Source organism: Streptomyces cacaoi (assembly GCF_006539165.1).
Taxonomy (GTDB): Bacteria; Actinomycetota; Actinomycetes; order Streptomycetales; family Streptomycetaceae; genus Streptomyces; species Streptomyces cacaoi.
Genome location: NZ_BJMM01000031.1, coordinates 1 through 25,181 on the forward strand (window position 1 = coordinate 1; position 25,181 = coordinate 25,181).

18 protein-coding genes and 1 pseudogene are annotated in these 25,181 nt (G+C 73.0%); 4 read left to right on the forward strand and 15 right to left on the reverse strand.

What is annotated here, in order from left to right; genetic code table 11:
* Positions 1-93: 93 nt before the first annotated feature.
* Together SCA03_RS24335 and SCA03_RS24340 are read right to left on the reverse strand one after the other, a co-directional pair.
* A complete protein-coding gene (locus tag SCA03_RS24335; protein ID WP_037853392.1) occupies positions 94-435 on the reverse strand; it encodes a hypothetical protein in 342 nt (113 codons plus the stop codon).
* A 180-nt stretch (positions 436-615) separates the two neighbouring features.
* Entirely contained in the window at positions 616-1,746 is a 1,131-nt protein-coding gene (locus SCA03_RS24340) for an adenosine deaminase (RefSeq protein WP_030888764.1), read from the reverse strand.
* A 218-nt stretch (positions 1,747-1,964) separates the two neighbouring features.
* Between SCA03_RS24340 and SCA03_RS24345 the strand changes: the two genes are divergently transcribed.
* Positions 1,965-2,729 carry an alpha/beta hydrolase gene (locus SCA03_RS24345; RefSeq protein WP_141275652.1) on the forward strand — a complete coding sequence of 255 codons (765 nt, stop codon included), beginning with the start codon at positions 1,965-1,967 and terminating at the stop codon, positions 2,727-2,729.
* Positions 2,730-2,771: 42 nt separating this feature from the next.
* Here the strand turns inward: SCA03_RS24345 and SCA03_RS24350 are convergent, their stop codons facing one another.
* Entirely contained in the window at positions 2,772-3,782 is a 1,011-nt protein-coding gene (locus SCA03_RS24350; protein WP_141275653.1) for a class I SAM-dependent methyltransferase, read from the reverse strand.
* Complete coding sequence (locus SCA03_RS24355) at positions 3,779-4,702, reverse strand: LysR family transcriptional regulator (protein WP_030896320.1); 924 nt, start codon at positions 4,700-4,702, stop codon at positions 3,779-3,781. Before SCA03_RS24355 ends, SCA03_RS24350 begins: the two co-directional genes overlap by 4 nt.
* Before the next feature lie 197 nt (positions 4,703-4,899).
* Between SCA03_RS24355 and SCA03_RS24360 the strand changes: the two genes are divergently transcribed.
* Complete coding sequence (locus SCA03_RS24360; RefSeq protein WP_030888774.1) at positions 4,900-6,177, forward strand: MFS transporter; 1,278 nt, start codon at positions 4,900-4,902, stop codon at positions 6,175-6,177.
* Between the two features lie 55 nt (positions 6,178-6,232).
* Here SCA03_RS24360 and SCA03_RS24365 read toward each other — a convergent pair whose 3' ends face one another.
* The 11 genes from SCA03_RS24365 to SCA03_RS24415 all read right to left on the reverse strand — a co-directional run bounded on the left by SCA03_RS24365 (position 6,233) and on the right by SCA03_RS24415 (position 22,294).
* Complete coding sequence (locus SCA03_RS24365; protein ID WP_086817555.1) at positions 6,233-7,510, reverse strand: thymidine phosphorylase; 1,278 nt, start codon at positions 7,508-7,510, stop codon at positions 6,233-6,235.
* Between the two features lie 617 nt (positions 7,511-8,127).
* Complete coding sequence (locus SCA03_RS24370) at positions 8,128-8,595, reverse strand: cytidine deaminase (RefSeq protein ID WP_107428943.1); 468 nt, start codon at positions 8,593-8,595, stop codon at positions 8,128-8,130.
* Positions 8,596-8,994: 399 nt separating this feature from the next.
* On the reverse strand, positions 8,995-10,287 hold the full coding sequence (locus tag SCA03_RS24375) for an ABC transporter permease (RefSeq protein WP_086814622.1): 1,293 nt from the start codon (positions 10,285-10,287) through the stop codon (positions 8,995-8,997).
* A complete protein-coding gene (locus tag SCA03_RS24380) occupies positions 10,284-11,402 on the reverse strand; it encodes an ABC transporter permease (RefSeq protein ID WP_086814621.1) in 1,119 nt (372 codons plus the stop codon). The genes SCA03_RS24375 and SCA03_RS24380 overlap by 4 nt, the downstream gene beginning before the upstream one ends.
* On the reverse strand, positions 11,399-13,378 hold the full coding sequence (locus SCA03_RS24385) for an ABC transporter ATP-binding protein (protein WP_169729609.1): 1,980 nt from the start codon (positions 13,376-13,378) through the stop codon (positions 11,399-11,401). Before SCA03_RS24385 ends, SCA03_RS24380 begins: the two co-directional genes overlap by 4 nt.
* 159 nt (positions 13,379-13,537) lie before the next feature.
* Entirely contained in the window at positions 13,538-14,572 is a 1,035-nt protein-coding gene (locus SCA03_RS24390; RefSeq protein WP_030874204.1) for a BMP family lipoprotein, read from the reverse strand.
* Between the two features lie 392 nt (positions 14,573-14,964).
* On the reverse strand, positions 14,965-16,248 hold the full coding sequence (locus SCA03_RS24395; protein ID WP_030895100.1) for an amidohydrolase: 1,284 nt from the start codon (positions 16,246-16,248) through the stop codon (positions 14,965-14,967).
* 118 nt (positions 16,249-16,366) lie between these two features.
* Positions 16,367-17,767, reverse strand: coding sequence for a hypothetical protein (locus tag SCA03_RS24400; protein ID WP_308698203.1), 1,401 nt, complete (start codon positions 17,765-17,767; stop codon positions 16,367-16,369).
* A 194-nt stretch (positions 17,768-17,961) separates the two neighbouring features.
* Positions 17,962-18,867 (reverse strand): N-acetylneuraminate synthase family protein, encoded by a 906-nt coding sequence (locus SCA03_RS24405; RefSeq protein ID WP_030874211.1) that lies wholly within the window; start codon positions 18,865-18,867, stop codon positions 17,962-17,964.
* A gap of 182 nt (positions 18,868-19,049) precedes the next feature.
* On the reverse strand, positions 19,050-20,384 hold the full coding sequence (locus tag SCA03_RS24410) for an acylneuraminate cytidylyltransferase (protein WP_078872685.1): 1,335 nt from the start codon (positions 20,382-20,384) through the stop codon (positions 19,050-19,052).
* 305 nt (positions 20,385-20,689) lie between these two features.
* Complete coding sequence (locus SCA03_RS24415; protein ID WP_230988893.1) at positions 20,690-22,294, reverse strand: DUF6716 putative glycosyltransferase; 1,605 nt, start codon at positions 22,292-22,294, stop codon at positions 20,690-20,692.
* A gap of 292 nt (positions 22,295-22,586) precedes the next feature.
* Between SCA03_RS24415 and SCA03_RS24420 the strand changes: the two are divergent.
* Positions 22,587-23,555, forward strand: a pseudogene (locus SCA03_RS24420) (glycosyltransferase family 2 protein); the annotation flags it as partial.
* Between the two features lie 173 nt (positions 23,556-23,728).
* Entirely contained in the window at positions 23,729-25,138 is a 1,410-nt protein-coding gene (locus SCA03_RS24425) for a polysialyltransferase family glycosyltransferase (RefSeq protein WP_086814511.1), read from the forward strand.
* Positions 25,139-25,181 lie beyond the last annotated feature (43 nt).

Sequence of the window (25,181 nt, forward strand, 5' to 3'; positions counted from 1 at the left end):
CACGCGACGGCGGGCGCTCCCGGGAGGAGCGCCCGCCGTGGGTTTTTCCCGGGGATTCCCGGGGAGGTGTGCCGGTTCCCGGAGGTGGAACCGTCAGCCGAGGAGGCCCTTGCCGACCGGCAGGCCGCCGAGCATGTTGCCACCGGGGTTCGAGCCGTCGGTCAGACCGGAGGCCAGCTGGTTGGTGGCGGCACCGGACTTGCCGTCGAGGGTGTCCTGCGCGGTCTGCGTGGTGGCGCCGAGCGCGTTCGAGACACCGGAGGGAAGACCCTTGGTGGCGTTCTCCACGGGCAGCTTGCCCACGGCGCCGGTGGCCGTCTCGGCGAGCGGGCCGAGCGCGTCGGTGCCGAGCGCGGAGGCGGCACCCGCGCCGGCGGCGACGGCGGCGGCACTCATGACGGCGACACCCAGGGTCTTCTTGGCTACCTGCTTCATCTGTGCGTACGTCCTCGTGATGTGGGGGGTTGGGCAGCCCGGTGAACGTAGCCACGAAGACGAAGCGGTGGCAAACACGCGACGGCGGCCGGGAGTCGGGCTCCCGGCCGCCGTGCCGTGCCCCGGTCCGCGCCCGCCCGCCGGCCCGGCGCCGGGTGCGGAACCGCTGGTCATGCCGGGTCAGTGCGCGGCGTCCTTGAACAGCCATTCGGACTTCAGGGTCGAATAGCCGGGCTTGATCACATCGTTGATCATGGCGAGACGTTCATCGAAAGGAATGAACGCGGACTTCATGGCATTGACGGTGAACCACTGCATGTCGTCGAGCGTGTACTGGAACGTGTCGACGAGGTGCTCGAACTCGCGGCTCATGCTCGTCCCGCTCATCAGCCGGTTGTCGGTGTTGACCGTCGCGCGGAAGTGCAGCCGGCGCAGCAGTCCGATGGGGTGCTCGGCGTACGAGGGGGCGGCCCCGGTCTGGAGGTTGGAGCTGGGGCACAGCTCCAGCGGGATCCGCTTGTCGCGCACATAGCTGGCGAGCCGGCCGAGCTTGACGGTGCCGTCGTCGGCCTCCTGGATGTCGTCGATGATGCGCACGCCGTGGCCGAGCCGGTCGGCGCCGCACCACTGGAGCGCCTGCCAGATCGAGGGCAGTCCGAACGCCTCGCCGGCGTGGATGGTGAAGTGGTTGTTCTCGCGCTTGAGGTACTCGAAGGCGTCCAGGTGCCGGGTCGGCGGGTGGCCGGCCTCGGCGCCGGCGATGTCGAAGCCGACGACGCCCAGATCGCGGTACCGGTTGGCGAGTTCGGCGATCTCCAGCGCGCGGGCCGCGTGCCGCATCGCGGTCAGCAGGGCGCCGACGCGGATGCGGTGCCCGGCGGCACGGGCGCGCCGCTCGCCCTCCCGGAAGCCGGCGTCGACGGCCTCGACGACCTCCTCCAGGCCGAGCCCGCCTTCCAGGTGCTGCTCGGGCGCGTAGCGGATCTCGGCGTAGACGACGCCGTCGGCGGCGAGGTCCTCGGCGCACTCGGCGGCGACCCGGAAGAGCGCGTCCCGGGTCTGCATGACGCCGACGGTGTGCGAGAACGTCTCCAGGTACCGCTCCAGCGAGCCGGAGTCGGCGGCCTCGCGGAACCAGTCGGCGAGCCGGTCCGCTTCGTTCTCGGGGAGCTGGTCGTATCCGGTCTCGCGCGCCAGCTCGACGAGGGTCGCGGGGCGCGGGCCGCCGTCGAGGTGGTCGTGCAGCAGGACCTTGGGTGCGCGGCGGATCTGCTCCTTGGTGGGGACGGTGCTGAGGGATTCGCTTACCATTTCGGCACTGTAGCGCCTACGCGCGTAGAACGCATGGGGTTCCCGGATTCCGGCCCCTGCGGCCCCCGTACCGCGCCCGCGCGGCGCCCGCTCGGACGCCCCTTCGGTGCCTGCCCGGTGCCTGCTCGGTGCCTGCTCGGTGCCCGCCGGCACGGTCCGCCGGGCGGATCTCGTCCGACCCCCTGCCGTGGCGGCCCGGCCGTGGGATTGTTTCTGCCATGGCTCAGCGAGCGATGCGCGAGAGGGAAGCACGGCTGGGGCGGCCCCGCGGGGCCGTGGGCACCGCACCGCACGCCGTCGTCCTGGTGCTGCCCGGTGGCGGTCCCGGCGGGCGGCGCGGCGCGACGGCGGCAGCGGCGGCCGTACCGCTGGCACGGCGGCTGGCCCGAGCCGCCCGCGACGAGCCCCTCGTCGCCCACGTGGTGCGCTACCGCTCCGCCGCGACGGACACCGCACCGTCCGAGAGCCCGCCCGAGGACCCGGCCGAAGCCCTGGCCCACGACGCCGAATGGGCCGTCGGCGAGGCCGTGCGCCGCTACGGCGACGTCCCCGTCTGCCTGGCCGGTGCCGACATCGGCGGCCGGGCCGCGCTGCGCGCCGCCGGGCACGAGGCCGTCTCCTCCGTCATCGCGCTCGGGCCGATGCTGGAGGACGACGGCGACCCGGTGCGCCAGCTCCTCGGCCGGCACGTGCTGATCGTGCACGGCACCGACGACGCCCGCTGCGACCCGGAGTTGTCCTTCCGCTTCGCCGAGCGGGCGAAGAAGGTGAACGCCGACGTGTGCCGCTTCGAGGTGCACACCGCCGGGCACGGGCTGCGCCAGCACTCCTTCGAAGTGGCCGCGCTCGCCCAGGACTTCGTCCTCGGCACCCTGTGCGGCCGCGACCTGTGCCGCCCCCTCACCGACGCCCTCGCCGCGCCCCCGCCCCTCGGTCTGCGCATGCCCCTGGCCGCCGGCTTCGGACGCACCCTGCGGAGCTGACCGCGCGCGGGCCGGAGCGGGCGGACACGGCGGACGCCCGGGTCAGGTGCGGACCGCCGTGTGGACCGTGAAGGCCGTCAGATGGAAGACGTCGGCGCGGCGGGTGACGCCCTCCGGGGAGGCGTCGTCGAGGAGGGTGTCGAGGGTGGTGAGGTCCTCGGTGGACAGGGTGTCGGACAGGGCCTCGCGGGCGCGTTCCAGGCGGGTGCGGACATAGGCGCGGGCCGGCGGGTCGAGGGGTGCCGGCAGGTCGGTGAGGAAGGTGCGGCTGCCGGTGGGGGTCAGCCCGGCGGCGGCGAGCATGCCCGGCCAGTCCTCCACCGCGCGTACGGAGCCGGGCAGTTCGGCGCGCATGGCGTCGAAGGCGTCCTCCTGGGCGGCGTCGATACGGGCCTGGAGGCCGGGGCGGCCCAGGCCGATGTCGCGGGGCAGATTGCGCGTCGGCAGGCCGCGTTCGCGGACGGCGAGGACCCCGCCGGGGCGCAGCACACCGGCGAAGGTGTCCAGCGCCGCGTGCTGATCGCCGATGTGGTGGACGACGTTGCTCGTCCACACCAGGTCGGCGGTGCCGAGCGCGGGCACACCGTCGGGCAGTTCCGCGCTCCGGGTGGTCAGCCGGCCGCCGAGGCCGGCGGCGGCGGCGCGGTCGCGGGCGCGGGCCAGCAGCCCGTCGGCGCTGTCGACGGCGACGGCTTCCGCCGCCGGGAAGGCGTGCGCGAGGGCCACCGTGGCCACGCCGGGCCCGGCGCCCAGGTCGAGGAGCCGGGTCACCTCGTGCCCGCCGGTGATGTCGCGCAGCCAGGCCGCGGCGCTCTCCAGCACCGGCAGATCGAGTTCGGCTTGGCGTTCGAGATGGTCGGCGAGGGCCTCCCAGTCGGGCTCGGTGCCGTGCTCCCCGGCGCCGTGGCTGTGCCCGTGCCCGTGGCCGTGTCCGTGGTGGTGCCGGTGGTGGTGGGCGTGCGGGTGGGCGCCCTGGCCGTCCGGTGCGGTGACGGTCTCGGCCGCGGCGGAGCCGGAGGCGTCGCGGTGGTCGTCGTCGTGCTGCGGAATCATCGTTCCTCCAGGGGTGGTTGGGGTTCGGCGCGCAGGAGACGGCCCCGGCGGCCGAGCAGGAACTTCTTGAACGCGGCGACCGGCGGCGTGTCCGGCCGGCCCGCGAGCCAGGCCAGACCGATCTCCCGGACGGCACGCGGCGCCGTCACCGTCAGTTCGCGCACACCGGGCCGCGGAATGGCCGGCGGCGGCAGCAGCGCGACCCCGAGGCCCGCCGCGACCAGCCCCCGGATCGTCTCCGCCTCCTCGCCCTCGAAGGCGATCCGGGGCCGGAAACCGGCCTGCGCACACAGGGAGTCGAGGATCCGCCGCATGCCGTACCCCTTCTCCAGCGTGACGAACGACTCCTCGGCGGCCTCGGCGAGCCGCACCCGCTTGCGGCGTGCCAGCCGGTGGTCGTCGGGGACGACGAGCCGCAGCCGCTGCTCGTCCAGCCGGCGGCCGACCAGATCGGCGGAGTCCGGCACGGGCGAGGTCAGACACAGATCCAGCTCTCCCGCGCGCAGCCGGTCGAGCATCGCCTCCCCGTAGTTCTGCACCAGGGAGAACCGGACCCGGGGATGGTCGGCGCGGAAGGCCCGCAGCAGACTGGGCACCGTCTCCCAGCCGAGGGTGTGCAGAAAACCGAACGCCACCTTGCCGGTGGCCGGGTCGGCGTCCGAGCGCACCGTCTCCGCTGCCTGCCCGACGGCGGCGAGGGCCCGTTCGGCGGATGCGAGGAAGGTGTGGCCGGCCGTGGTGAGGGTGAGGCTGCGCCCGTGCCGCGCGAACAGCGCCACCCCGAGGTCCTCCTCCAGCCGGGCCAGCGCGCGGCTCAGCGAGGACTGCGGGATGCCCAGTTCGTGCGCGGCGCGGGTGACGTGCTCGTGCCGGGCGACGGCGGCGAACTGCGCCAGCCGTGGCGTCAGCGCGAGCGTCACCGGGTCGAACGGGGCGGCGTCCGCCGCGCCGCCCGGGGCCCGGCCCGGCAGCCGGCCGGCGCCGGATGTGATGTGGCTGTCTTTCTCGTTGCGTGACGGTGACAAGGGACGCCCTCAACTGCACTGATGCATGAACGGAACGATTCTGGCACTTCCATGCATTGGACGGATGAAACCGGTCGCCCTACCTTCTGAGCATGCCTGCTCTTGATACCAAGGCGTCCTCCGACGTGGAGGACGCCTCACGCGACGTGTCCGACGACAGGAACGACGGGACGAAGCTCAGCCCCGGCGACCCCGGGCACGGCAGGATGCGGCTGGCGCTGTTCGCCGCCGGACTGTCGACCTTCGCCCTCCTCTACTCCACGCAGGCACTGCTGCCGGAGATCTCGCACGACCTGCACGCGGCCCCCGACCAGGCCAGCTGGACCGTCTCCGGCGCCACCATCGGGCTCGCCGTCGCCGTGCTCCCGCTGGCCGCGCTCTCCGAACGCTTCGGCCGCCGCCGGATGCTCACCCTGTCGATGACCGTGGCCGTCGTCCTCGCCCTGCTCGTGCCGTTCGCACCGAACCTGGGCGTCCTCATCGCGCTGCGCGTCCTCCAGGGAGCCGCCGTCGCCGGCGTGCCCGCCTCCGCGATGGCGTTCCTGTCCGACGAGGTACGCGCCCGGCATCTCGTCGGCGCCGTCGGACTGTTCGTCGCGGGGAACAGTGTCGGCGGAATGAGCGGGCGGATCCTCACCGGCTGGATCACCGAAGCCTGGGGCTGGCGCGCCGGACTCGGCGCCGTCGCCGTCACCTCGCTGCTGTGCGCCGTCGCCTTCCAGCTGCTGGTGCCGCCCGCCCGGCACTTCCGCCCCGTCCCGCTGCGGCCCCGGCACTTCGCCGCCACCGTGCGCTCTCACCTGGGCAACCCGCTGCTGCTGCGGCTCTACGCCATGGGCCTGCTGTTCATGTCCGTCTTCGGCTCCGTCTACACCGTCATCGGCTACCGGCTCGTCGACGCGCCGTTCGGGCTCTCCCAGGGCCTCGTCGGGTCCATCTTCGTCATCTACCTCGTCGGCACCGTCGCCTCGGCGACCGCCGGACGCCTCAATTCCCGCTTCGGCCGCCGCGGCACGCTGTACCTGGGCATCGGCACCACCTCCGCCGGGCTGCTCGTCAGCCTCGCGGACAACCTCGTCGCCGTCGTCGCCGGGCTCGTCCTCATCACCGCCGGCTTCTTCGCCGGGCACGCCGTCGCCTCCGGCTCCGTCAGCCGCACCGCCACCCACGGCTCCGCACAGGCGTCCGCGCTGTACCAGATGGCCTACTACATCGGCAGCTCCGCCGGCGGTGCCCTCGGCGCCGTCGCCTTCGCCACCGGCGGCTGGAGCGCACTCGTCGGCCTGGGCCTCGGCTCCATGGCGCTCGCCGCCGGCGTCACCCTCTACGCCACCCGGCAGGCCCGCACGGCCACCGCGGCCGGGGCCTGAACCCCTCGCCCGTGCCGCGCCCCGCCGTGACACGGGGGCGCGGCGGGCGGGACGCTCAGGCCGTGACCCGGTCCAGGATCAACGGGGACGGGGCGAACGCCTCCGACGGGCCGATGTCGTAGGCGTCGGTGAGCGCCTCCTGCGCGTAGGGCAGCGCGTCCGGCGTATCGGTGTGCAGGGTGAACAGCGGCGCGCCCTCCAGGATGCGGTCGCCCGGCTTGGCGTGCAGCTCGACCCCGGCGCCGGCCTGCACCGGGTCCTCCTTGCGCGCCCGGCCGGCACCCAGCCGCCAGGCACACAGCCCCACGGCGTAGGCGTCGAGCCGGGTGAGCACCCCGGAGACGGGCGCGGTCACGATGTGCTGCTCGTGCGCGCGGGGCAGCGGAGCCGACGGGTCGCCGCCCTGCGCGGCGATCATGCGCCGCCACACGTCCATCGCCGAACCGTCCGCGAGCGCCCGCTCCGGATCGGCGCCGGACAGCCCGGCCGCGGCGAGCATCTCCCGGGCCAGCGCGACGGTCAGCTCCACCACATCGGCGGGCCCGCCGCCGGACAGCACATCCACCGCCTCCCGCACCTCCAGCGCGTTCCCCGCCGTCCGGCCCAGCGGCGTCGACATGTCGGTGAGCAGCGCGACGGTGCGGACGCCGTGGTCCTGGCCCAACTCGACCATGGTGGCGGCCAGTTCCCGCGCGTCCTCCGCGTTCTTCATGAAGGCGCCCGAGCCCGTCTTGACGTCCAGGACGAGCGAGCCGGTGCCCTCGGCGATCTTCTTCGACATGATCGAGGAGGCGATCAGCGGCAGGGACTCGACGGTGCCCGTCACATCGCGCAGCGCGTACAGCCGCTTGTCGGCCGGCGCGAGCCCGTCACCGGCCGCGCAGATGACCGAGCCGACGCTGCCGAGCACCTCCATCAACTCGGCGTTGCCGAGCGAAGCCCGCCAGCCCGGAATGGACTCCAGCTTGTCGAGCGTGCCGCCGGTGTGCCCGAGCCCCCGCCCGGACAACTGCGGCACCGCGGCACCACAGGCCGCGACGAGCGGCGCGAGCGGCAGCGTGATCTTGTCCCCGACGCCGCCCGTCGAATGCTTGTCGGCCGTCGGACGGGACAAGCCGCCGAAATCCATCCGCTCACCCGACGCAATCATCGCGGCGGTCCAGCGGGAGATCTCCGCGCGGTTCATCCCGTTGAGGAAGATCGCCATGGCGAGCGCCGACATCTGCTCGTCGGCCACCACGCCACGGGTGTAGGCATCGATGATCCAGTCGATCTGCGCGCCGGACAGCTCGCGACGGTCCCGCTTGTCGCGGATGACGGAAATGGCGTCCATGGTGTCGGGCAGGTCCTTTCAACGGAGCGGTGGTGCTCGTCTTGCTTGGGGGGGGCGGCTGCTTCAGCGTCAGGGGCTGCTTCGTGCCTTGGTTTATTCGTGCCTTGGCCTATTCGTGCCTTGGCCTATTCGTGCCTTGGCCTATTCGTGCCTTGGCCTATGGGGCGGCTTCATGCCTGGGGGGTGGTTCATGCCTTGGGGGTGGTTCATGCCTGGGGTGGTGGTTCTGCCTTGGGGTGGCGGTGCGTGCGTGCCTTGGGGGGTGCGGTCCGTGCCTGGGGTGCGGTCCGTGCCGTTCGTGCCTTGGCTGTGGTTCATGCCTTGGCTGTGGTCCATGCCTTGGGGGTGCGGTTCATGCCTTTGTGGGGTTTGATGCGTGGCTGGCGCAGAAGGCGGGGGGGCGTTGCCAGCGGCGGGGCGGGGAGCTGGGGAGGTAGGGTTTTCGCAGGTCAGGAGGTGGCGGGACTGGGTGGGCGTGGCTTCCTTGAAGGGTGGGTCCCACGAGCCCGAACGCGCCCGCACGCCCCCACTCCCCCACCCACACCCCACCCTCACACCCCCACACCCCCACTCCCACCTTCACCCCCACCGCACCCACCCCGGCGCCCACCGCCCCCTCACCCCAACTCCCCCGCCCCGAACGCGTCCGGCAGCAACTCGCTCAACGGCCTCACCCCGGACGGCGCTTCGACGAGCAGCCCCGCTCCGCCGTGTTCCCACAGCAGCTGCCGGCACCGTCCGCAGGGCGCGACGATCCGCCCCTCTCCCCCGCCGCCGACGCAGGTGAAGGCGGTCAGCCGGCCCCCGCCCGTGGCGGCGAGGTCGGAGACGAGCCCGCACTCCGCGCACAGGCCCACCCCGTAGGACGCGTTCTCGACGTTGCAGCCGGTGACGGTCCGTCCGTCGGCGACCAGTGCGGCAGCGCCGACGGGGAAGCCGGAGTAGGGCGCGTAGGCGCGGGCCATGGCAGCGCGAGCCAGCGCGCGCAACTCCTCCCAGTCGACGGACGCGGGTGCCGCCCCCGCACCGCCCTGCCCGGTCTCACCGGTCTCACCGGTCTCACCGACGGGACCCGTACCGGCCACACCCGCCGGGCCCGCCGCACCGTCCGGGCTCCGCTTCTCCTCCGCCACGTCACTCACCCCAGGTTTCCTTCCGCGAGATGCACCGGCCCCCTGCGCCCGCCGCGAGACGCAACGGCGGCACGCCCGCCCCAAGAAGTAACAGGCGCGCACCCGGGCCCAGGTACGACAGGCGCGCACCCGAGCCCGGGATCGACAGGCGAGTACCCGCGCCCGGGTACGACAGGCGCACGCCCGGCCCCGGGTGGGTCGAATGGACGCCCGACCCCGGGTACGTCAGGCGCACCCCCGGGCACAGATGGGGCGAATGGACGCCCGGACTCAGGTGAGGCGAATCGGCACCAGGGCGCAGGCGGGCCGAATCGGCGCCCGGGCCCCGGTGAGGCGAATGGGCGCCCGGTCTCACACGCCCTCGCCCTTGCGGTAGGACTTGCCGACCGCGCGGGGTGGTCGCAGGCGTTGGGCCGCCAGGGACAGCACCAGCAGGGTCGTGACGTAGGGGGTCATCTCGACGAATTCCAGTGCCACGGTCTCGGTCAGCGCGTACCAGATCACGAGCAGCGCGGCGATGACGACGCTGACGGCGGCCTGGACACGTCCGCTGCGCAGCCCGGCGCGGACCTTCCAGGCGGCGAGGGCCAGCAGCAGTACCGCGGCGAGCAGCAGCAGGCCGTGCACGGTCGCGCCGCCGCCGACGACGCGCAGCGCGTCCATGAAGCCGAACAGCCCGGCGCCCATGGCGACTCCGCCGGGGCGCCAGTTGCCGAAGATCATGGTGGCGAGGCCGATGTAGCCGCGCCCGCCGGTCTGCTGTTCCTGGTAGATGTGCACGCCGATGGCGAGGAAGGCCCCGCCGAGGCCGGCGAGCGCGCCGGAGACGGCCAGCGCCGCGTACTTGTACCGGTAGACGTTCACGCCGAGGGATTCGGCGGCGGTCGGGTTCTCGCCGCAGGAGCGCAGCCGCAGCCCGAAGGAGGAGCGCCACAGGACGAAGAAGCTGCCGGCGAACAGGACGACGGTCAGCAGCGTCACCCAGGAGACCTCGTGGACGGCGGCGCGCAGGATGCCGGCGAGGTCGGAGACGACGAACCAGTGGTGTTTCTCGATCGTGTGGAGGCCGTCGGAGAGCCCGGGCACCGTGAAGGTCGGCATGTCGTCCATGGGCGGCGACTGCTTGTCGTTGCCGCCGGCCTTCGCCGCCTCGCTGCCGTCCGCGCCGAACCAGATCTTCGCCAGGTAGCGGACGAGGCCGAGGGCGAGGATGTTGATGGCCACGCCGGAGACGATGTGGTCGACGCCGAAGGTCACCGTGGCGAGGGCGTGCAGCAGCCCGCCGAGCGCCCCGCCGACGACGCCGGCGAGCACGGCGGCCCACGGCCCGTACTGCCAGCCCGCCCAGCCGGCGGCGAACGTGCCGAGCATCATCATGCCTTCGAGGCCGATGTTGACGACGCCGGCCCGCTCCGCCCACAGGCCGCCCAGTCCGGCCAGTCCGATGGGGACGGCGGCGCTGAGCGCGGAGGAGAACTGGTTGCTGCTGGTGAGGTCGTTGGCGCCGGTCAGCACCCGGATGAGGGAGAAGAGGACCAGCCCGCCCGCCAGCAGCAGGAGGACGACCGGGTAGGTGAGCCGACGGCGGGCGGTGCCCGCGGTGCCGCGCCTGGTCTTCGGTGTGGTGTTCACGTCGGTACTCACGCACCCACCTCCGCCTTCTCGCCGGTGCGCGCCTCGGCGGCCAGTTCGGCACCGACCCGGCGCTGCTGGATGCGCAGCCCGTAGCGGCGCACGATCTCGTAGGCGATGACGACGGACAGCACGATGACGCCCTGCATCACGCCGACGATCTCCTGTGCGTACTCCTCGAACTCCAGCTGGATGCCGGTGCGTTCGAGGAAGCCCCACAGCAGGGCGCTGAACGCCATGCCGAGGGGGTGGTTACGGCCGAGCAGCGCGATGGCGATGCCGGTGAAGCCGACGCCCGCGGGGAAGTCCGTGCCGTAGTTGAACGATTCGTTCAGCAGGGTCGGCATGCCGACGAGTCCGGCGACGGCGCCGGACAGCAGCATGCTGGTGACCACCATCCGGCGCACGCTGACCCCGCTGGCCGCCGCGGCCGGTTCGCTGCGTCCGACGGCCCGCAGGTCGAAGCCGAAGCGGGTGCGGCCCAGCACGAACCAGTAGGCCAGCCCGATCACGACGGCGATGAGCACCGTGCCGTAGACCGGCTTGGGGTCGGTGGGGATGGTGAAGAAGTGGCCGGACGCCGGCAGGTTCGGCGTGTGGAAGAGGTTGCCGTCCTTGACGGCCAGCCGGTCCTCGGACAGGAAGTAGCCGATCAGCGAGCCCGCGATGGAGTTCAGCATGATCGTCGTGATGACCTCGCTGACGCCGCGGGTCGTCTTCAGAACGCCCGCGATGCCGGCCCAGACGGCGCCCACCGCCATGGCCGTCAGGATGATGACCGGGATCTGGAGCACTCCGGGCAGCGACAGCGCCCCGCCGACGACGGCGGCGAAGAACGCGGCGACCCGGTACTGCCCGTCGACGCCGATGTTGAACAGGTTCATCCGGAAACCGATCGCGACGGCCGCCGCCGAAAGGTAGTACGGAATCGCCTTGTTGATGATCCAGACCTGGCTGTCGCTCTTCGAACCGAAGTCGATCATCACGACGAAGGCGTGCAGCGGGTCCTTGCCGGTCGCGGCGATCACGACGGACGACAGGAGGAACGCGGCGACCAGCGCCAGCAGCGGCGCGGCCAGCGCGAGCAGGACCTTCTCCTTGGTGAACTTCTCACCGAGCCGGCTCATGCGGCACCCCCGTCCCCGGAATCCGACGCCCCGGAATCCGATGTCCCGGGCCCCGAAGCTCCGGACCCTGACGCTCCGGAGTCCGACGCCCCGGATCCCGACGTTCCGGAATCCGATGCTCCGGACCCCTGCTCCCCGGCCCCGGCCGTCCCGCTGCCCGCCCCGCCGTCCGAGGGCCCACCGTCCGAGGACGCACCGTTCGCCGGACCAGCGTCCGAGGGACCGGCGTCGGACGAGCCGCCGTCCGACGACGTTCCGTCCAGCGGCACCTCGTCCAACGGCACGTCCTCCACGGTGACTTCGTCCGACGGCGCGTCGTCCGGAGGGTCGTCGTCCGCGGGGTCGCCGTCCGGCGGTGTGCCGTGCGGCGAGGGGTCGGCGGCGAGATGGCCGTCGGCCGCGCCGGTCATGGCGGAGCCCAGTTCCTCGGGGGTGACGGTGGCCGGGTCGGCGTCCGCGACGAGCCGGCCCCGGTACATCACCCGCAGGGTGTCGGACAGTCCGATCAGCTCGTCGAGGTCCGCCGAGATCAGCAGGACGGCGAGCCCCTCGCGGCGGGCCGCGCGTATCTGGTCCCAGATCTGCGCCTGGGCGCCGACGTCGACGCCGCGCGTGGGGTGGGCGGCGATGAGCAGCTTGGGGTGGTGGCTCATCTCGCGGCCGACGATGAACTTCTGCTGGTTGCCGCCGGACAGGCTCGCCGCGGTCACCTCGATGCCGGGCGTGCGCACGTCGTACTCGGCGACGACCCGGTCGGCGTCACGGCGTGCGCCGCCCAGGTCGAGCAGTTCCGGAGCGCCGCGGACGCCGAGGAACCGGCCCTTGGTGTTGGGCCGTTCGGTCACGTGCCCGAGTATGCGGTTCTCCCACAGCGGCGCGTCCAGCAGCAGTCCGTGCCGGTGCCGGTCCTCGGGGATGTGCCCGATGCCGGCCTCCCGGCGGCGCCGGGTGGGGGTGTGGGTGATGTCCTCGCCGTCCAGGGTGAGCGTCCCGCCCGAGGGCGCGCTCATGCCCATGACGGCCTCGACCAGTTCGGCCTGGCCGTTGCCCTCCACCCCGGCGATACCGAGGACCTCGCCCTTGTGGATCGTGAAGGATATGCCGTCCAGGACGTCGCGCACGGCGCCGTCCGGGTCGGTCGCCGACAGCCGCAGGCCGGCCACACGCAGCATGGGCTCCTCGGTGACCGTCGACTCACGCGTCTCGGCGGACGGCAGTTCGGAGCCCACCATCAGCTCGGCCAGCTCCCGCGGCGACGTCTCGTGCGGCAGCAGCGACGCGACGGTCGTCCCCCGCCGGATGACGGTGATGGCGTCCGCGACGGAGAGCACCTCGCCGAGCTTGTGCGAGATGAACACGACCGTCAGACCCTCGGACTTCAGCTCCCGCAGATTGTCGAAGAGCGTGTCGACCTCCTGCGGGACGAGGACCGCGGTCGGCTCGTCCAGGATGAGCGTGCGAGCGCCCCGGTAGAGGGCCTTGAGGATCTCGACGCGCTGCCGGTCGGCCACGCCCAGATCCTCGACGAGCGCGTCGGCGCGGATGCCGAGCCCGTAGGCGTCGGACAGCTCGGCGATCCGCCGGCGTGCCCGCCCGCCGATGCCGTGCAGCCGCTCGGCGCCCAGCACGGTGTTCTCCAGCACCGTGAGGTTGTCGGCCAGCATGAAGTGCTGGTGGACCATGCCGATGCCGCGTGCGATCGCGTCCGCCGGGCTGTGCAGGGCGACCTGCTGCCCGTCGATGCGGATCGTGCCCTCGTCCGGCCGCTGCATGCCGTAGAGGATCTTCATCAAGGTGGACTTGCCCGCACCGTTCTCGCCCACCAGGGCGTGCACGGTGCCCCGGTCCACCCGGATGTCGATGTCGCGGTTGGCGACGACGCCGGGGAACCGTTTGGTGATGCCGTGGAGTTCGACCGCCGCGCCGGGCTGTTCACCCGCGTCCGGTGGCCGACTGCTGTGCTCGCTCGCTTCGATGACGCTGCTCCCTCACTGGCTCCTGCCTGCTGCCCGGGCACGCCCCGCCCGCGCCCGCGGCCCCCGCGCACCGGCAGCGCGGGCACGGGGGCGGACACGGAACGGCACGGGAACGGCTCGGACCCGGACGCCGGGGTGCACCCGGCGCCCGGTGCGCACCTACGGCTTGGACGGCACCTTGACCTTGCCGTCGACGATGTCCTTGGCGGCCTTGTCGATGTCGTCCTTCACATCGTCGATGTGGCCGCCGGAGGTGGCGACGGAGACGCCGTCCTCCTTGAGGGAGAAGGTCTGGTTGCCGGTGAGCGGCTTGCCGTCCTGCACGCTCTTGATCAGCTCGAAGACCGCCACGTCCACGTTCTTCACCGCGGACGTCATGATCGCGTCGCGGTACTTCTCCAGGCCCTTCTGGCGGTACTGGTCGGAGTCCACACCGATCGCCCAGGCGCCCTTGACCTTGCTGACCTCTTCGATGGAGCCCGCACCGGACTGCCCCGCCGCGCTGTAGATCACGTCGTTGCCGCGCGAGAGCATGCCCTTGGCCATGCTCTTGGCGCGCGCGGGGTCGTTGAAGCCCTTGTCGGACTCCTTGTAGAGGTAGTCGGTCTCGATCTTGATCTTGGGGTCGGTGTCCTTGACGCCCTTGACGTACCCGGCCTCGAACTTCTGGATGAGCGCGTTGTTCACGCCGCCGATGAACGCGACCTTCTTGTTCTTGGTCTTCTTCGCGGCGGCCACGCCCACCAGGTAGGACGCCTCGTGCTCGGCGAAGGTCATCCCGGAGACGTTCTTCTGCGTCGAGCCGGAGTCGACGACGCCGAACGTGGTGTCGGGGAAGTCCTTGGCGACCTTGTTGATCGACTTGCCGTAGTTGAAGCCGACGCCGATGACGGGGTTGTAGCCGGCCTCCGCGAGGGACGTGAGCCGCTGTTCGCGGGTGGCCTCCGTCTCGTTGTTGCCTGCGGTCATCTCCTTCGTGTTCGTACCGAGCTTCTTCTCGGCCCGGTCGGTGCCGCGCGCGGCGGCCTCGTTGAAGGAATGGTCGTCCCGGCCGCCGACGTCGAAGGCCAGGCCGACGCCCTTCTTGTTCTTGTTACCGGCGGACTCGGTCGAACTCTCACCGCACGCGGTGGCGGTCACTGCGAGCGCCGCGGCGGCGGAGACCGCGGCAACGAGCTGGGTTACCCGACGCAAGAGGACGTCCCCTCCGAGCAGTTGGAAGCGCCTCTTGAGGGCGCTGGATCGGAGGCACACATTAACGCGCGTAGAATTCCCGCAGAAGATGGTTCGCGCGACGTTATCGGATCGTCGCGATCGGGCCCCGGCCCGGGGGCTGTTGACGCCCGTCCGGGGGGGCTGCCGGAGACCGGCCGAAGGGGTGCCGGAGACCGTTCCGGATGCTGCCGACGCCCGGCCCCGGAGGTCGCGGTGCGGCGGGTGCGGCGGGTGCGGCGGGTGCGGCGGAGGAGCAGTCCCCGCCGCAACCGGGGCGCCGCCCCGAACGGGCGGGGCAGCAGGTCGTGTTGAAGAGTTGAAATGAAGGAGGAGCCCGGCGGGCGGCGAGCCCGCGGACCGGTGTCAGCCGGTCAGTGGTCCAACAGGGCGGCCGCCGTGAAGAGTTCGACGCCGGTGGTGATGGCCGACTCGTCGGCGTCGAAGTCCCCCTGGTGCAGATCACGGGCCCGGAGCTCGCCCGGCGGACGCACCCCGAGCCGCGCCATCGCGCCGGGCACATGCTCCAGGTACCAGGAGAAGTCCTCGCCGCCCAGGCTCTGTTCGGTGCTCTCGACGGAGTCCGCGCCGCAGCGTGCCGTCATCGCCTCACGCAGCAGCGCCGTCATCGCCGGCTCGTTGACGACGGGCGGCACGCCCCGCACATAGTTCAGCTCGCACTTCGCGCGGTGCAGCGTCGCCAGCTCGTCGATCGCCGCGTGCACCAGATCCGGCGCCGCACGCCAGGTGGCCAGGTCCAGGCAGCGCAGCGTGCCGGAGAGCTCGGCACGCTGCGGAATGACGTTGCACGCGTGGCCCGACTCGATCCGCCCCCAGGTGAGCGCCAGCCCGCCCCGGGTGTCGACCCGGCGGGCCAGCAGCGCCGGCGCCTCCGTCACCAGCTTCGCCGCCGCCGTGACCAGGTCCGTCGTCAGATGCGGGCGGGCCGTGTGACCGCCGGCGCCGCTGAGCGCCACCTCCACCCGGTCGCAGGCCGAGGTGATCGGACCGGCCCGCAGCCCGAGCCGCCCGGCGTCCACCCGCGGATCGCAGTGCACGGCCAGGATGGACCCCACCCCGTCGAGGACGCCCGCCTCGATGGTGTCGGTCGCGCCGCCGGGCAGCACCTCCTCCGCCGGCTGGAACAGCAGCCGCACCGGCCGCGGCAGCGCCCCGGCACGCGCCAGCTCCGCCAGCACCAGCCCGGCGCCCAGCACCACGGCGGTGTGCACATCGTGCCCGCAGGCGTGGGCGCGGCCCGCGACCGTCGAGCGGTAGGGGACGTCCTTGGTGTCGGGGATGGGCAGCGCGTCGATGTCGGCACGCAGCGCCAGCAGCGGCGGCCCGTCCGGGCTCTCCTCGGCCAGCCCGGGACGGATGTCGCAGATCAGGCCGGTGCCGTGCGGCAGGACCCGGGGGTGCAGACCCGCCTGCTCCAGCCGGGCCCGCAGCGCGCTCGTCGTACGGAACTCCTGATGGCCCAGTTCGGGATGCATATGGAGGTCACGACGGAAGGCGGTCAGTTCTCGCCGGAGCGGCTCGGTCAGCCGGCCGGGCAGTTCGGGAAGGACAGCGGCGGTCCCGCCTGCGCCCGACTCCGGTACACGGTGTGCGGCCACCTCCGGTGCGGATGGTGCAGGGGACAGGAGTTCGTTCATGGTCCGAAGAGTAGGCACACCTGAGCAGCAACTCACCCGGGTTCGACCAAACTTCAGCCTGCCAGGGGAAGAAAAATCCCTCTGGTCGGCGGTTATGTCCCCATGCGCCTGGGTATACCTACGCGCTCGCTGCGCCGGGCCCCGGCGCAGCCGGCGGGGACGGCCGCGCATCCGGCGCGGACCCCGCGTCCGGTCCGGCGGGCGGAGCGGGCTGCTCCGGCCGCACGTCCGGCGGCCCGGAGGCGGGAAGCCGGCGCACGCCGCGGGCCGTGCCGGTGACCCCGGCGAGGAACCCCTGGGCACGCGGCGACGCCGTACGGGTCAGCCAGTCCGGGTCGACGTCGCACACCGCGACCGTCACCGCCGTCCCCGCCAACGCCAGCGGCAGCGTGTGCACCACGGTCGACGGGAAGCTCAGCACCGTGTGGCCCACCGGGCCGCGCCGGGCCACCAGTTCCAGCGGCAGATCCGGACGCACCACCTCCAGGCCGGTCGCCGCCGTCACCCGCGCCAGCTTGTCGCCGCTCTCCCTGCGGTGCGCGAAGTAGCGGGTGGCGCCGTGCTCACGCGCCAGCGCCGCCACCGCCTCCAGATAGCGGTCCATGTCCACCACGCCCGTCTCCACCAGCGACGTACCGACGAGATCCGCACCCCGGGTCAGCCGCGGCGGGCCGAACCGGGCCCGCGTCCAGGCGAACTCGTTCGCCGTCACCGTGACGTTCCGCGGCGGCTCGACCGGCATCGAACTGAAGACCTCCACCGGCCGCGCCCCGTCCGCCGGAGGCGTCAGCCGCCGCCGCGCACGCCGCGACACCGGCGCGAACAACAGACCCCGCGCTCCCCCGGCGCCCCGCCGGTGCCAGCGCACCAGCCGCTCCCCCTTGGCCAGCTGCGCGACGAACTCCATCGTCGCCGTCCCGTCGTCCACCACCGTGAGGTGCTGACGCGAGCGCGACGCACGGCCCGCCGGGGCGAGCGCCAGCAGCAACTGCACATAGCGGGAGAACGGGTCGCCGATGACGAGCGTGCGCGCCCGGCGCAAGGCCCGCGCCAGCGACAGCACCGTGCCCAGCACCTTCAGCAACCCGCCGCGCGCCTCCTGCCAGCGCACCGCGACCCCCTCGTCCCTCGCCAGCTCCACCATGCGGCGCAGCTGACCCCGCGTCATCGCGTCGTGCGGCGGCAGGACGACGAGCGTCAGCGGACGGCAGCCCGCCGGGTCGGGGTGGTTGTGCAGCCACTCCAGGACGTTGAGGAGCTGGACGGGACTCTCGACGAACGCGAGCGCGCCGGTGTCGGGAGCGGTGTCGTTGCCTGTGCGCGTGTCCGTGGCGGCGTCCGTGCTCGTGTCTGTGGCTGGGGCTGTGGCTGGGGCTGTGTTTGTGCCTGTGGCTGTGTTTGTGCCTGTGGCCGTGTTCGCGTCGGTGGGCGGTGGGGGCTGGCCGTTCGCCGTGGGGGTCCGACCGGTCGTCGGCGTCGGTCCGTCGTCCGCTCCGGGGGCGGAGCGTCTACGGGACATGGGCGTACACGCTCCTGCTTCTCCGTTCTGCGTGCGTTCGGTTGCGGGTCGCCGGTGGGGCGTCGGCGGGGCGTCGGGCTGCCGGGTACCGGGCCGGGGCGTTCCGCCGGTACCCCGGACGAGCAGGGAAGCGGCCGGGCCGGGCCCCGCCCGCGGGAACACCGGGGCGGGGGCGGCCCGTTGCACGAACCCGGTCAGACCGCCACCGGCTCACGCGACTCGGCTTCCTCCGCGACCACGCCCTTGACGCGGCGCAGCTTGCGCATCGGTGCCAGCTCGCTGTCGTAGACCTGCTTGACGCCGTCGCCCAGCGACTCCTCGATGGTGCGGATGTCGCGGACCAGCCGCTGAAGGCCCTGCGGCTCCACGGAAGCCGCCTGGTCCGAGCCCCACATGGCCCGGTCCAGCGTGATGTGCCGCTCGACGAAGACCGCGCCGAGAGCGACGGCGGCGAGCGTCGTCTGCAACCCCGTCTCATGGCCGCTGTAGCCGATCGGGACGTTCGGGAACTCCTCCCGCAGCGTGTTGATCACGCGCAGGTTCAGCTCCTCCGCCTTCGCCGGGTAGGTGGACGTGGCGTGGCAGAGCACGATGTTCTCGCTGCCCAGCACCTCCACGGCGTGCCGGATCTGCTTCGGGGTCGACATGCCCGTGGAGAGGATGACGGTACGGCCCGTCGCGCGGAGCGCGCGCAGCAGCTCGTCATCCGTGAGGGAGGCGGAGGCCACCTTGTGCGCCGGGACGTCGAACTTCTCCAGGAACGCGATCGACTCCACATCCCACGGGGAGGCGAACCAGTCGATACCGCGCTTCGCACAGTGCTCGCCGATGGCGCGGTAGTCGTCCTCGCCGAACTCGACGCGGTGCCGGTAGTCGATGTACGTCATCCGGCCCCAGGGAGTGTCGCGCTCGACGTCCCACTGGTCGCGCGGAGTGCAGATCTCCGGGGTGCGCTTCTGGAACTTGACGGCGTCACAGCCGGCCTCGGCCGCGGCGTCGATCAGCGCGAACGCGTTGTTCAGATCGCCGTTGTGGTTGATGCCGATCTCGCCGGTGACATACACCGGGTGGCCCGGGCCGACGGGCCGGGTGCCGAGCATACGGCGGCGGGGACTGGCCGGGGCGGTGCGGGAGCTGTCGAAGGAGCCGGTGTGGGAACTGGTGTGGGAACTGGTGTTGTTCATCATTTCCGGGAGTTTCTTTCCAGGTGGATGCGGACGGACTGCGGTCTGTGGCACGAGCCCGGCGGACCGGGACAGCGAACAAGTAGGGTTTTCGCAGGTCAGGGGGTGGCGGGCTGGGTGGGCGCGGCTCCTTGATGGGTGGGCCCCGCGAGCCCCTTTTGGGTGGGCCCCGCACCCCCCTCCCGGCTGCCCACACCCCCCAACCCACCCCCCACCAACCACCCCGCGATCTCCCGCACGGCCCCGGCTCCGCCGCCCTTCTCCGTCACCGCGCGCGCCGCGGCGCGTACGGCTTCGTGTGCGTCGGCGACGGCGACGGGCCAGCCGGCGAGTGCGAAGCAGGGCAGGTCGTTGGCGTCGTTCCCGGCGTAGAGCACGCGTTCGGGCGCGATGCCGTGCTCCTCGCACCACTGCTTGAGCGCGAGGTCCTTGCGGTCGATGCCGTGCAGGACGGGCACCTGCAATTTGGCGGCGCGGGCCGCCACGACGGGGTTCTTCTCCGTGGACAGGATGAGCACCTGGAGCCCGGCCCGGCGCAGCGCGGCCACCCCGAGGCCGTCCCCCCGGTGCACGGAGACGGTCTCCCGCCCTTCGGAGTCGATGTACACCCGGTCGTCGGTCTGTGTGCCGTCGAAGTCGAGGACGACGGCGTCGATGTCGGCCCGGGTGGGCAGCGTGCCGGGCCGGTCCCCGCTGGCGTCGAGGAGCGGGGCGAGGGCGCGGGCGCGGGCGAGGTCGTGCGGGTCGTCGACTTCCAGGACGCGAGCGGGGTCGGTGCGGACCAGCGCGGTGCGGCCGAAGAACCGGTGTCCGGCTTCGCGGAAGCCCATGGCGTCCATGGCGTAGGCGGCGCCGGTCTCCAGCAGGTCCTCGGGGCGCTGCTGCCTCAGCTGCCGGACGGACCGGTCGTGGTTGACGCCGTGGGCGCCGTCCGGTGTGCCGGCTGCCGCGTCGCGCCAGACGAATCCGTGGAACGGGGCGACGGTCAGCGCCGTGTCGGCGCCGTCCTCCAGTACGGCCGCCGCGACGCGTTCCACGTCGTCGCTCGTGAGGAACGGGCTGGTGCACTGGACGAGGAGGACCGTGTGCAGGGGCAGCCGGTGGCGTTCCTCGTAGGTGTCCATGGCGTGCAGGACGGCGTCTTCGCTGCTGGCGAGGTCTCCGGCCAGCGCGGCGGGGCGCTCGACGATTTCCGCGCCGGCGGTGCGGGCCGCCTCGGCGATGGCGGAGTCGTCCGTGGAGACCACCACGTCGGTGACGTTCCGCGCCGCGAGGCACTCCCGCGCGGCGCGTGCCACGAGCGGCACCCCGGCGACGGGCGCGAGGTTCTTGGCGGCCACGCCCTTCGACCCGCCGCGTGCGGGGATCACCGCGAGCACACGGGGAGTTGACGAGTCCGGTGGCGTCGGCAGCGTGGACGGCCTGGGCGACATGCTGGCTCCTGTCTGGGACGGAACGGAACGGGCTGCCGGCCTTCCGGACGGCGGGGCGGGCACAGCAGCGGCGGCAGAAGCCGCAGGGAAAGCGGAAGCGGCAGAGGGGGCGGCGGCAGCAGCAGCGGAACCACAAGCCGAGGCGGAAGCAGCGGCGGAACCACAAGCGGAGGCAGCAGCAACAGCAGAAGCAGCAGCACAAACGGAGTCGGCAGCAGAAGCAGCACGAACAGCAGCCGATGCCGAAGCCGAAGCAGCAGCCGAGGCGGAAGCAGCCCCGCCCGCCCTCGGGGACGGAGGAGCGCTCACAGCTCGCCCGCCCTGCGGATCAGGGGGGCGACCCGCTGCACCCCGTGCCGGTAGGCGCCGCGTGCGGCGTCGCGGACCACCCGGCGGACGACGCGCCGCCCGCCGCTCTCGGTGTTCCGTCCGGCACCGGCGAGCAGGGAGCCGTCGGGTCCGAGCCCGTAGCGGCGCAGGACGGCGGGGAGGTAGCCGGGCGCGGTGCGGACGGTGTAGTAGGGCGTGAGCGGGGGCAGGCCGGGGCCGCGGGCCTGCGCGGTGAGCCGGGCGATCCGCTCGCGGGCGGCGGCGAAGCCGTGTGCGCCGCGTACTCCTTGGGCGAGGGCCCATTTCTCGTCGGCCTCGGGCAGCAGCCCGTCGTCGAGCTGGTCCCAGGAGGCGAGGCAGCCGGAGCCGGTGAAGTAGTGGTTGCCGAGGGCTTCGCGTACGCCGAGGTCGGTGAGGACGGCGGTGGGCACGCCCCGGTGCAGGGATTCCAGTGCGGCGGTCGAGCTGACGGTCACGAGGAGGCCGCCGGTGCGCTGTGCCCGGTCGAGGATGCGGCCCATGTTGCCGTACACGAGGCGGCAGTTGGGCGGCAGTGCGCCGGGTCGGCCGCCGTCGCCGGGGAGGGTGCGCAGGAGTTTCTGGTAGGGCTCTTCCTCGATGTGGGTGGTGTGTTCGCCGGGTTTGCTGCGCAGCTTGATGAGTACCTGGCGTCCGGGGTGGCGGCGGGCGTGGGCGACGGCGCGGCGCAGCAGGTAGGCGCGGTCGGCCCGGCCGGCGGGCACGGACGGCTGGACGGCGAAGACGACGGTGAACGGCGCGTCTCCCCCGACCGCCGACCGCTCCGCCACCGCCCGGTCCGCCACCTCCCGGTCCGCCACCGACCGGTCCGCCACCGGCCGGTCCGCCACCGAGCGGTCCGCCATCGACCGGTCCCCGCCCTCGGGCCCGTCGGGGCCGCCCGGCCCCCCGGCGCCCTCCAGCGGGTCGGCGCCGTCCGGCCCGTCCCCGGAGTCGGGGAGCGGCCCGTCCCGGGGGTCGCGCTCCGTGTCCAGGAACGGCAGGGCGCAGGTGACGACGGAGGCGCTGTCCGCGCCGACGCCTTCGTAGACGGCGCGGAAACGTTCCGCGTCGTAGGGGGAGTTGGCGAGGACGACGTCGGCGCCGTGCCGCAGCAGCAGCCCGTCGGTGAGTTTCTCGTAGACGACGCCGACGTAGCCGGTGACCAGCACCGGACGTCGGCCCGGCAGCGCCCGCTCCGGCTGTCCGTGCGTCTCCCCGTGCGCCTTCCCGCCCGTCCCGGGGCCCGGTTTCCGGCCCGGCTGTGCGGTGGCCGCGCCGACCGCGTGGCGCAGCCCGTGCAGCATGGCCTGGACGGCGCCGCCGACGCAGGCGAGGACGATCATGTCGTACGCTGCGGGGCCGGACGCCGAGGCCGCCTGGAGGAACTCGGCCGTGGTGACCTCGCGCAACGAGTCCGCCGGGACGCCGACTTCGGCCAGCTGCCGGGGTGTCGGGGTGGCCCGGCCGCGCAGCAGGAGCCCGTCGAGGCGGGCGCCGGGTGCGAGGCGGCGCGCGGTGAGCGCGCCCCATTTCCACCGGGTGTCGGAATCGGCGAGCACGGCGACCCGGGCCGGTCCGGCGTCCTGGAAGGCATCCTGTGGGACATCCGGTGCGGCATCCGGTGAGGCACCGTGGGCCGGAATTGCGGATTCGTGTGAGGGCACGTCACCGACGTTAGGAAGGCATTCCGGAAGGCGGCCCAACGTAAAGGCAACAGACGGTTAACAGCGTGCCGACGAATGGCCAACAGGTCCGGGGCGCCGGTGCGTTCACCGTTCCGCCATGCGCCGTTCACTCCCCCGTCTGCCGCAGGTCAAGACCGGGCGGGCCGGGGCACCTAGGGTCCCTCGGGTGGTCAAGCTCTCCGTCATCGTGCCGTTTTTCAACGTGCAGTCCTACGCCCCGGAAACACTCCGGAGTCTCCGCGCGAACGCGCGTGGCGATTTCGAATTCATTCTCGTCGACGATGCCTCGACCGATGAGACGCCGGAGATTCTGGAACGCGCCGAGAAGGATCTCGGGGATTCCGCGCAGGTGGTCCGCCTCCGGCACGCGCGCAACGGCGGCCTCGCCACGGCGCGCAACACCGGGCTGGAGAAGGCGCGCGGCGAGTTCGTCACCTTCCTGGACGGTGACGACTGGCTGGCCCGCGGCTACTACCCGGAGCTGGTCGCCTGTATCGAGCGGCTGGGCTGCGACTTCGTGCGGACCGACCATGTGCAGTGCACGGCCCGGGCCCGGACGCTCTCGCGGGTGCCGCACGGGCGGCGCGGGGTGGTGACCGATCCGCGCGACGCGATTCTCCCGGCGGACCGCACGACGTCCGTCGACTACGCCTACGCGTGGGCCGGCATCTACCACCGCCGGCTGCTGGACGCGGGGCTGCTGCACTTCACCGACGGGCTGCGGACCGCCGAGGACCGGCCGTGGATCTGGCGGCTGCACCGCGAGGCGCGCTCGTTCGCGGCCGTCGGGCTGCTGGGGGTCTTCTACCGGCGGGGGGTGGCGTCCTCGCTGACCCAGATCGGGGATGTGCGGCAGCTGGACTTCATCCGCGCCTTCGACCAGGTGGTCGAGGAGACCGCTGCGGACCGGGACGCCGAGCTGCTGCTGCCGAAGGCCGTCCGCACCTACTGCGCGATCATCTCGCACCATCTGACGAGCGGCAGGTTCGAGCCGCAGGTGCTGCGGGAGCTGCGGACGCGCAGTGCGGCGGCGCTGCGCCGGCTGCCCCCGGAGCTGCTGGCGCAGGCCCTGGACGCGATGGACACCGAGCGCGCCACCCGGCTGCGGCGGCTGCGCCGGCGCCCGGTCCCGGCAGCCCGCGGCACGGACAGGGGCACGACCACGACCACGGCCACGGGCACGGACAGAGGCGCAGGCACCGGCACCGGCCCGCACACCGGCGGCGGGGACGACGGCGGAAGCGGCGGAGACGACGGCGGGAGCGGCGGACACGGCGCTCGGGGACGGAACGGCGAGGTGGCCGCCTGATGCGCACCCAGATCTTCTTCGCGTCCACGCTGTACGGCGCGGCCACGCTGGCCGCCGCCCTGGACGCCGACCGGTTCGCTCCGGCGGAGCGCAGGCTGCTGCTGGTCAGCAACAACGCGGCGAACCCGGAGACGTCGCCGTCGCTGGACGCGATGCCCGGTTTCGCGCGGCTGCGCACCCGGTTCGACGGGGTGCTGTCCTGGAACGAGACGATCCGCCCCTTCCATCCGGGCGGCTGGTCGCCCCGCGCGGACGACGTGCCGTTGTGGGAGCGCCATCTGCGGCTGCTGTGGGATCTGGGGGACGGCCCGGAGGACGAGGTCGAGCTGGTCGTGGAGTCCCTCCAGGTCGACCCGGCGCTGGCGCTGGCCCGGCTGTTCCCGGACGCGCCCCTCACGGTCTACGCCGACGGTCTGATGAGCTACGGGCCGACCCGCAACAAGCTGGATCCGCTGGTCGGTTCCCGGGTGGTGCGGCTGCTGCACCTCGATCTGGTGCCCGGGCTGACGCCGCTGCTGCTGTCGGAGTTCGGCGTCCCGCCGGAGGTGGTGCCCGACGAGGCGTTCCTGGCCGTGCTGTCCGAACTGGCCGAGGACGTGCCCGCGTCGGTGGCGGCGGCGCCCCGCGGCGGTGCGCTGCTGCTGGGCCAGTACCTGTCCGCGCTGGGCATCCTCGACACCGAGGAGGAGGAGCGTCTGCATCTGCGGATGCTGCGCGGTGCGGCGGCGCGCGGCCACCGCGAGATCGTCTTCAAGCCGCATCCGGTGGCCCCGGCCCGTTTCTCGCGTGCGCTGGAGAAGGAGGCCGGGGAGTTGGGGGTGGAGCTGACGGTGCTGGCCGCGCCCGTCCTGGCCGAGGTGCTGTACGAGCGGATGCGGCCCGCGCTGGTCGTCGGCTGCTTCTCCACGGCGCTGCTGACGGCGTCCGCGCTGTACGGGCTGCCGGTCGCCCGCACGGGGACGGAGCTGCTGCTGGAGCGGGTCACGCCGTACGAGAACAGCAACCGCATCCCGGTGACGCTGGTCGACGCCGCCCTGCCCGATCTCGGCGCCCCGGACGCCCCGAACGGGCCGGACGCGTCCGACGGGCGGAACGGGCGGAACGGACAGGGGGGTTCCGACTCCCCGGACGGCTTCGTCGCGCCGTCCGTGCCCGAACTGACGGCGCTGACACGCGCGGTGGGCTTCTGTATGCAGCCGCGCATCCATCCGGAGCTGCGCCAGGAGGCCGAGCGCTATCTGGCCGCGCATCTGACGCCGCGGACCCGCCGCTACTTCAAGCGCCGCCGGCTGACGTCCCTGGCACTGCCCGGCGCGGTGCCGCAGCAGTTCGCCTTCGTACGGCGCAGCCCGACGGTCCGCCGGGTCGCCCGCCGGGCCCGCGCCCTCAAGCGCGCCGCGCTGGGCTGAGCCCGCGCCGCACCGGCCGTCGGTGTGTGCCGTGCACGGCACA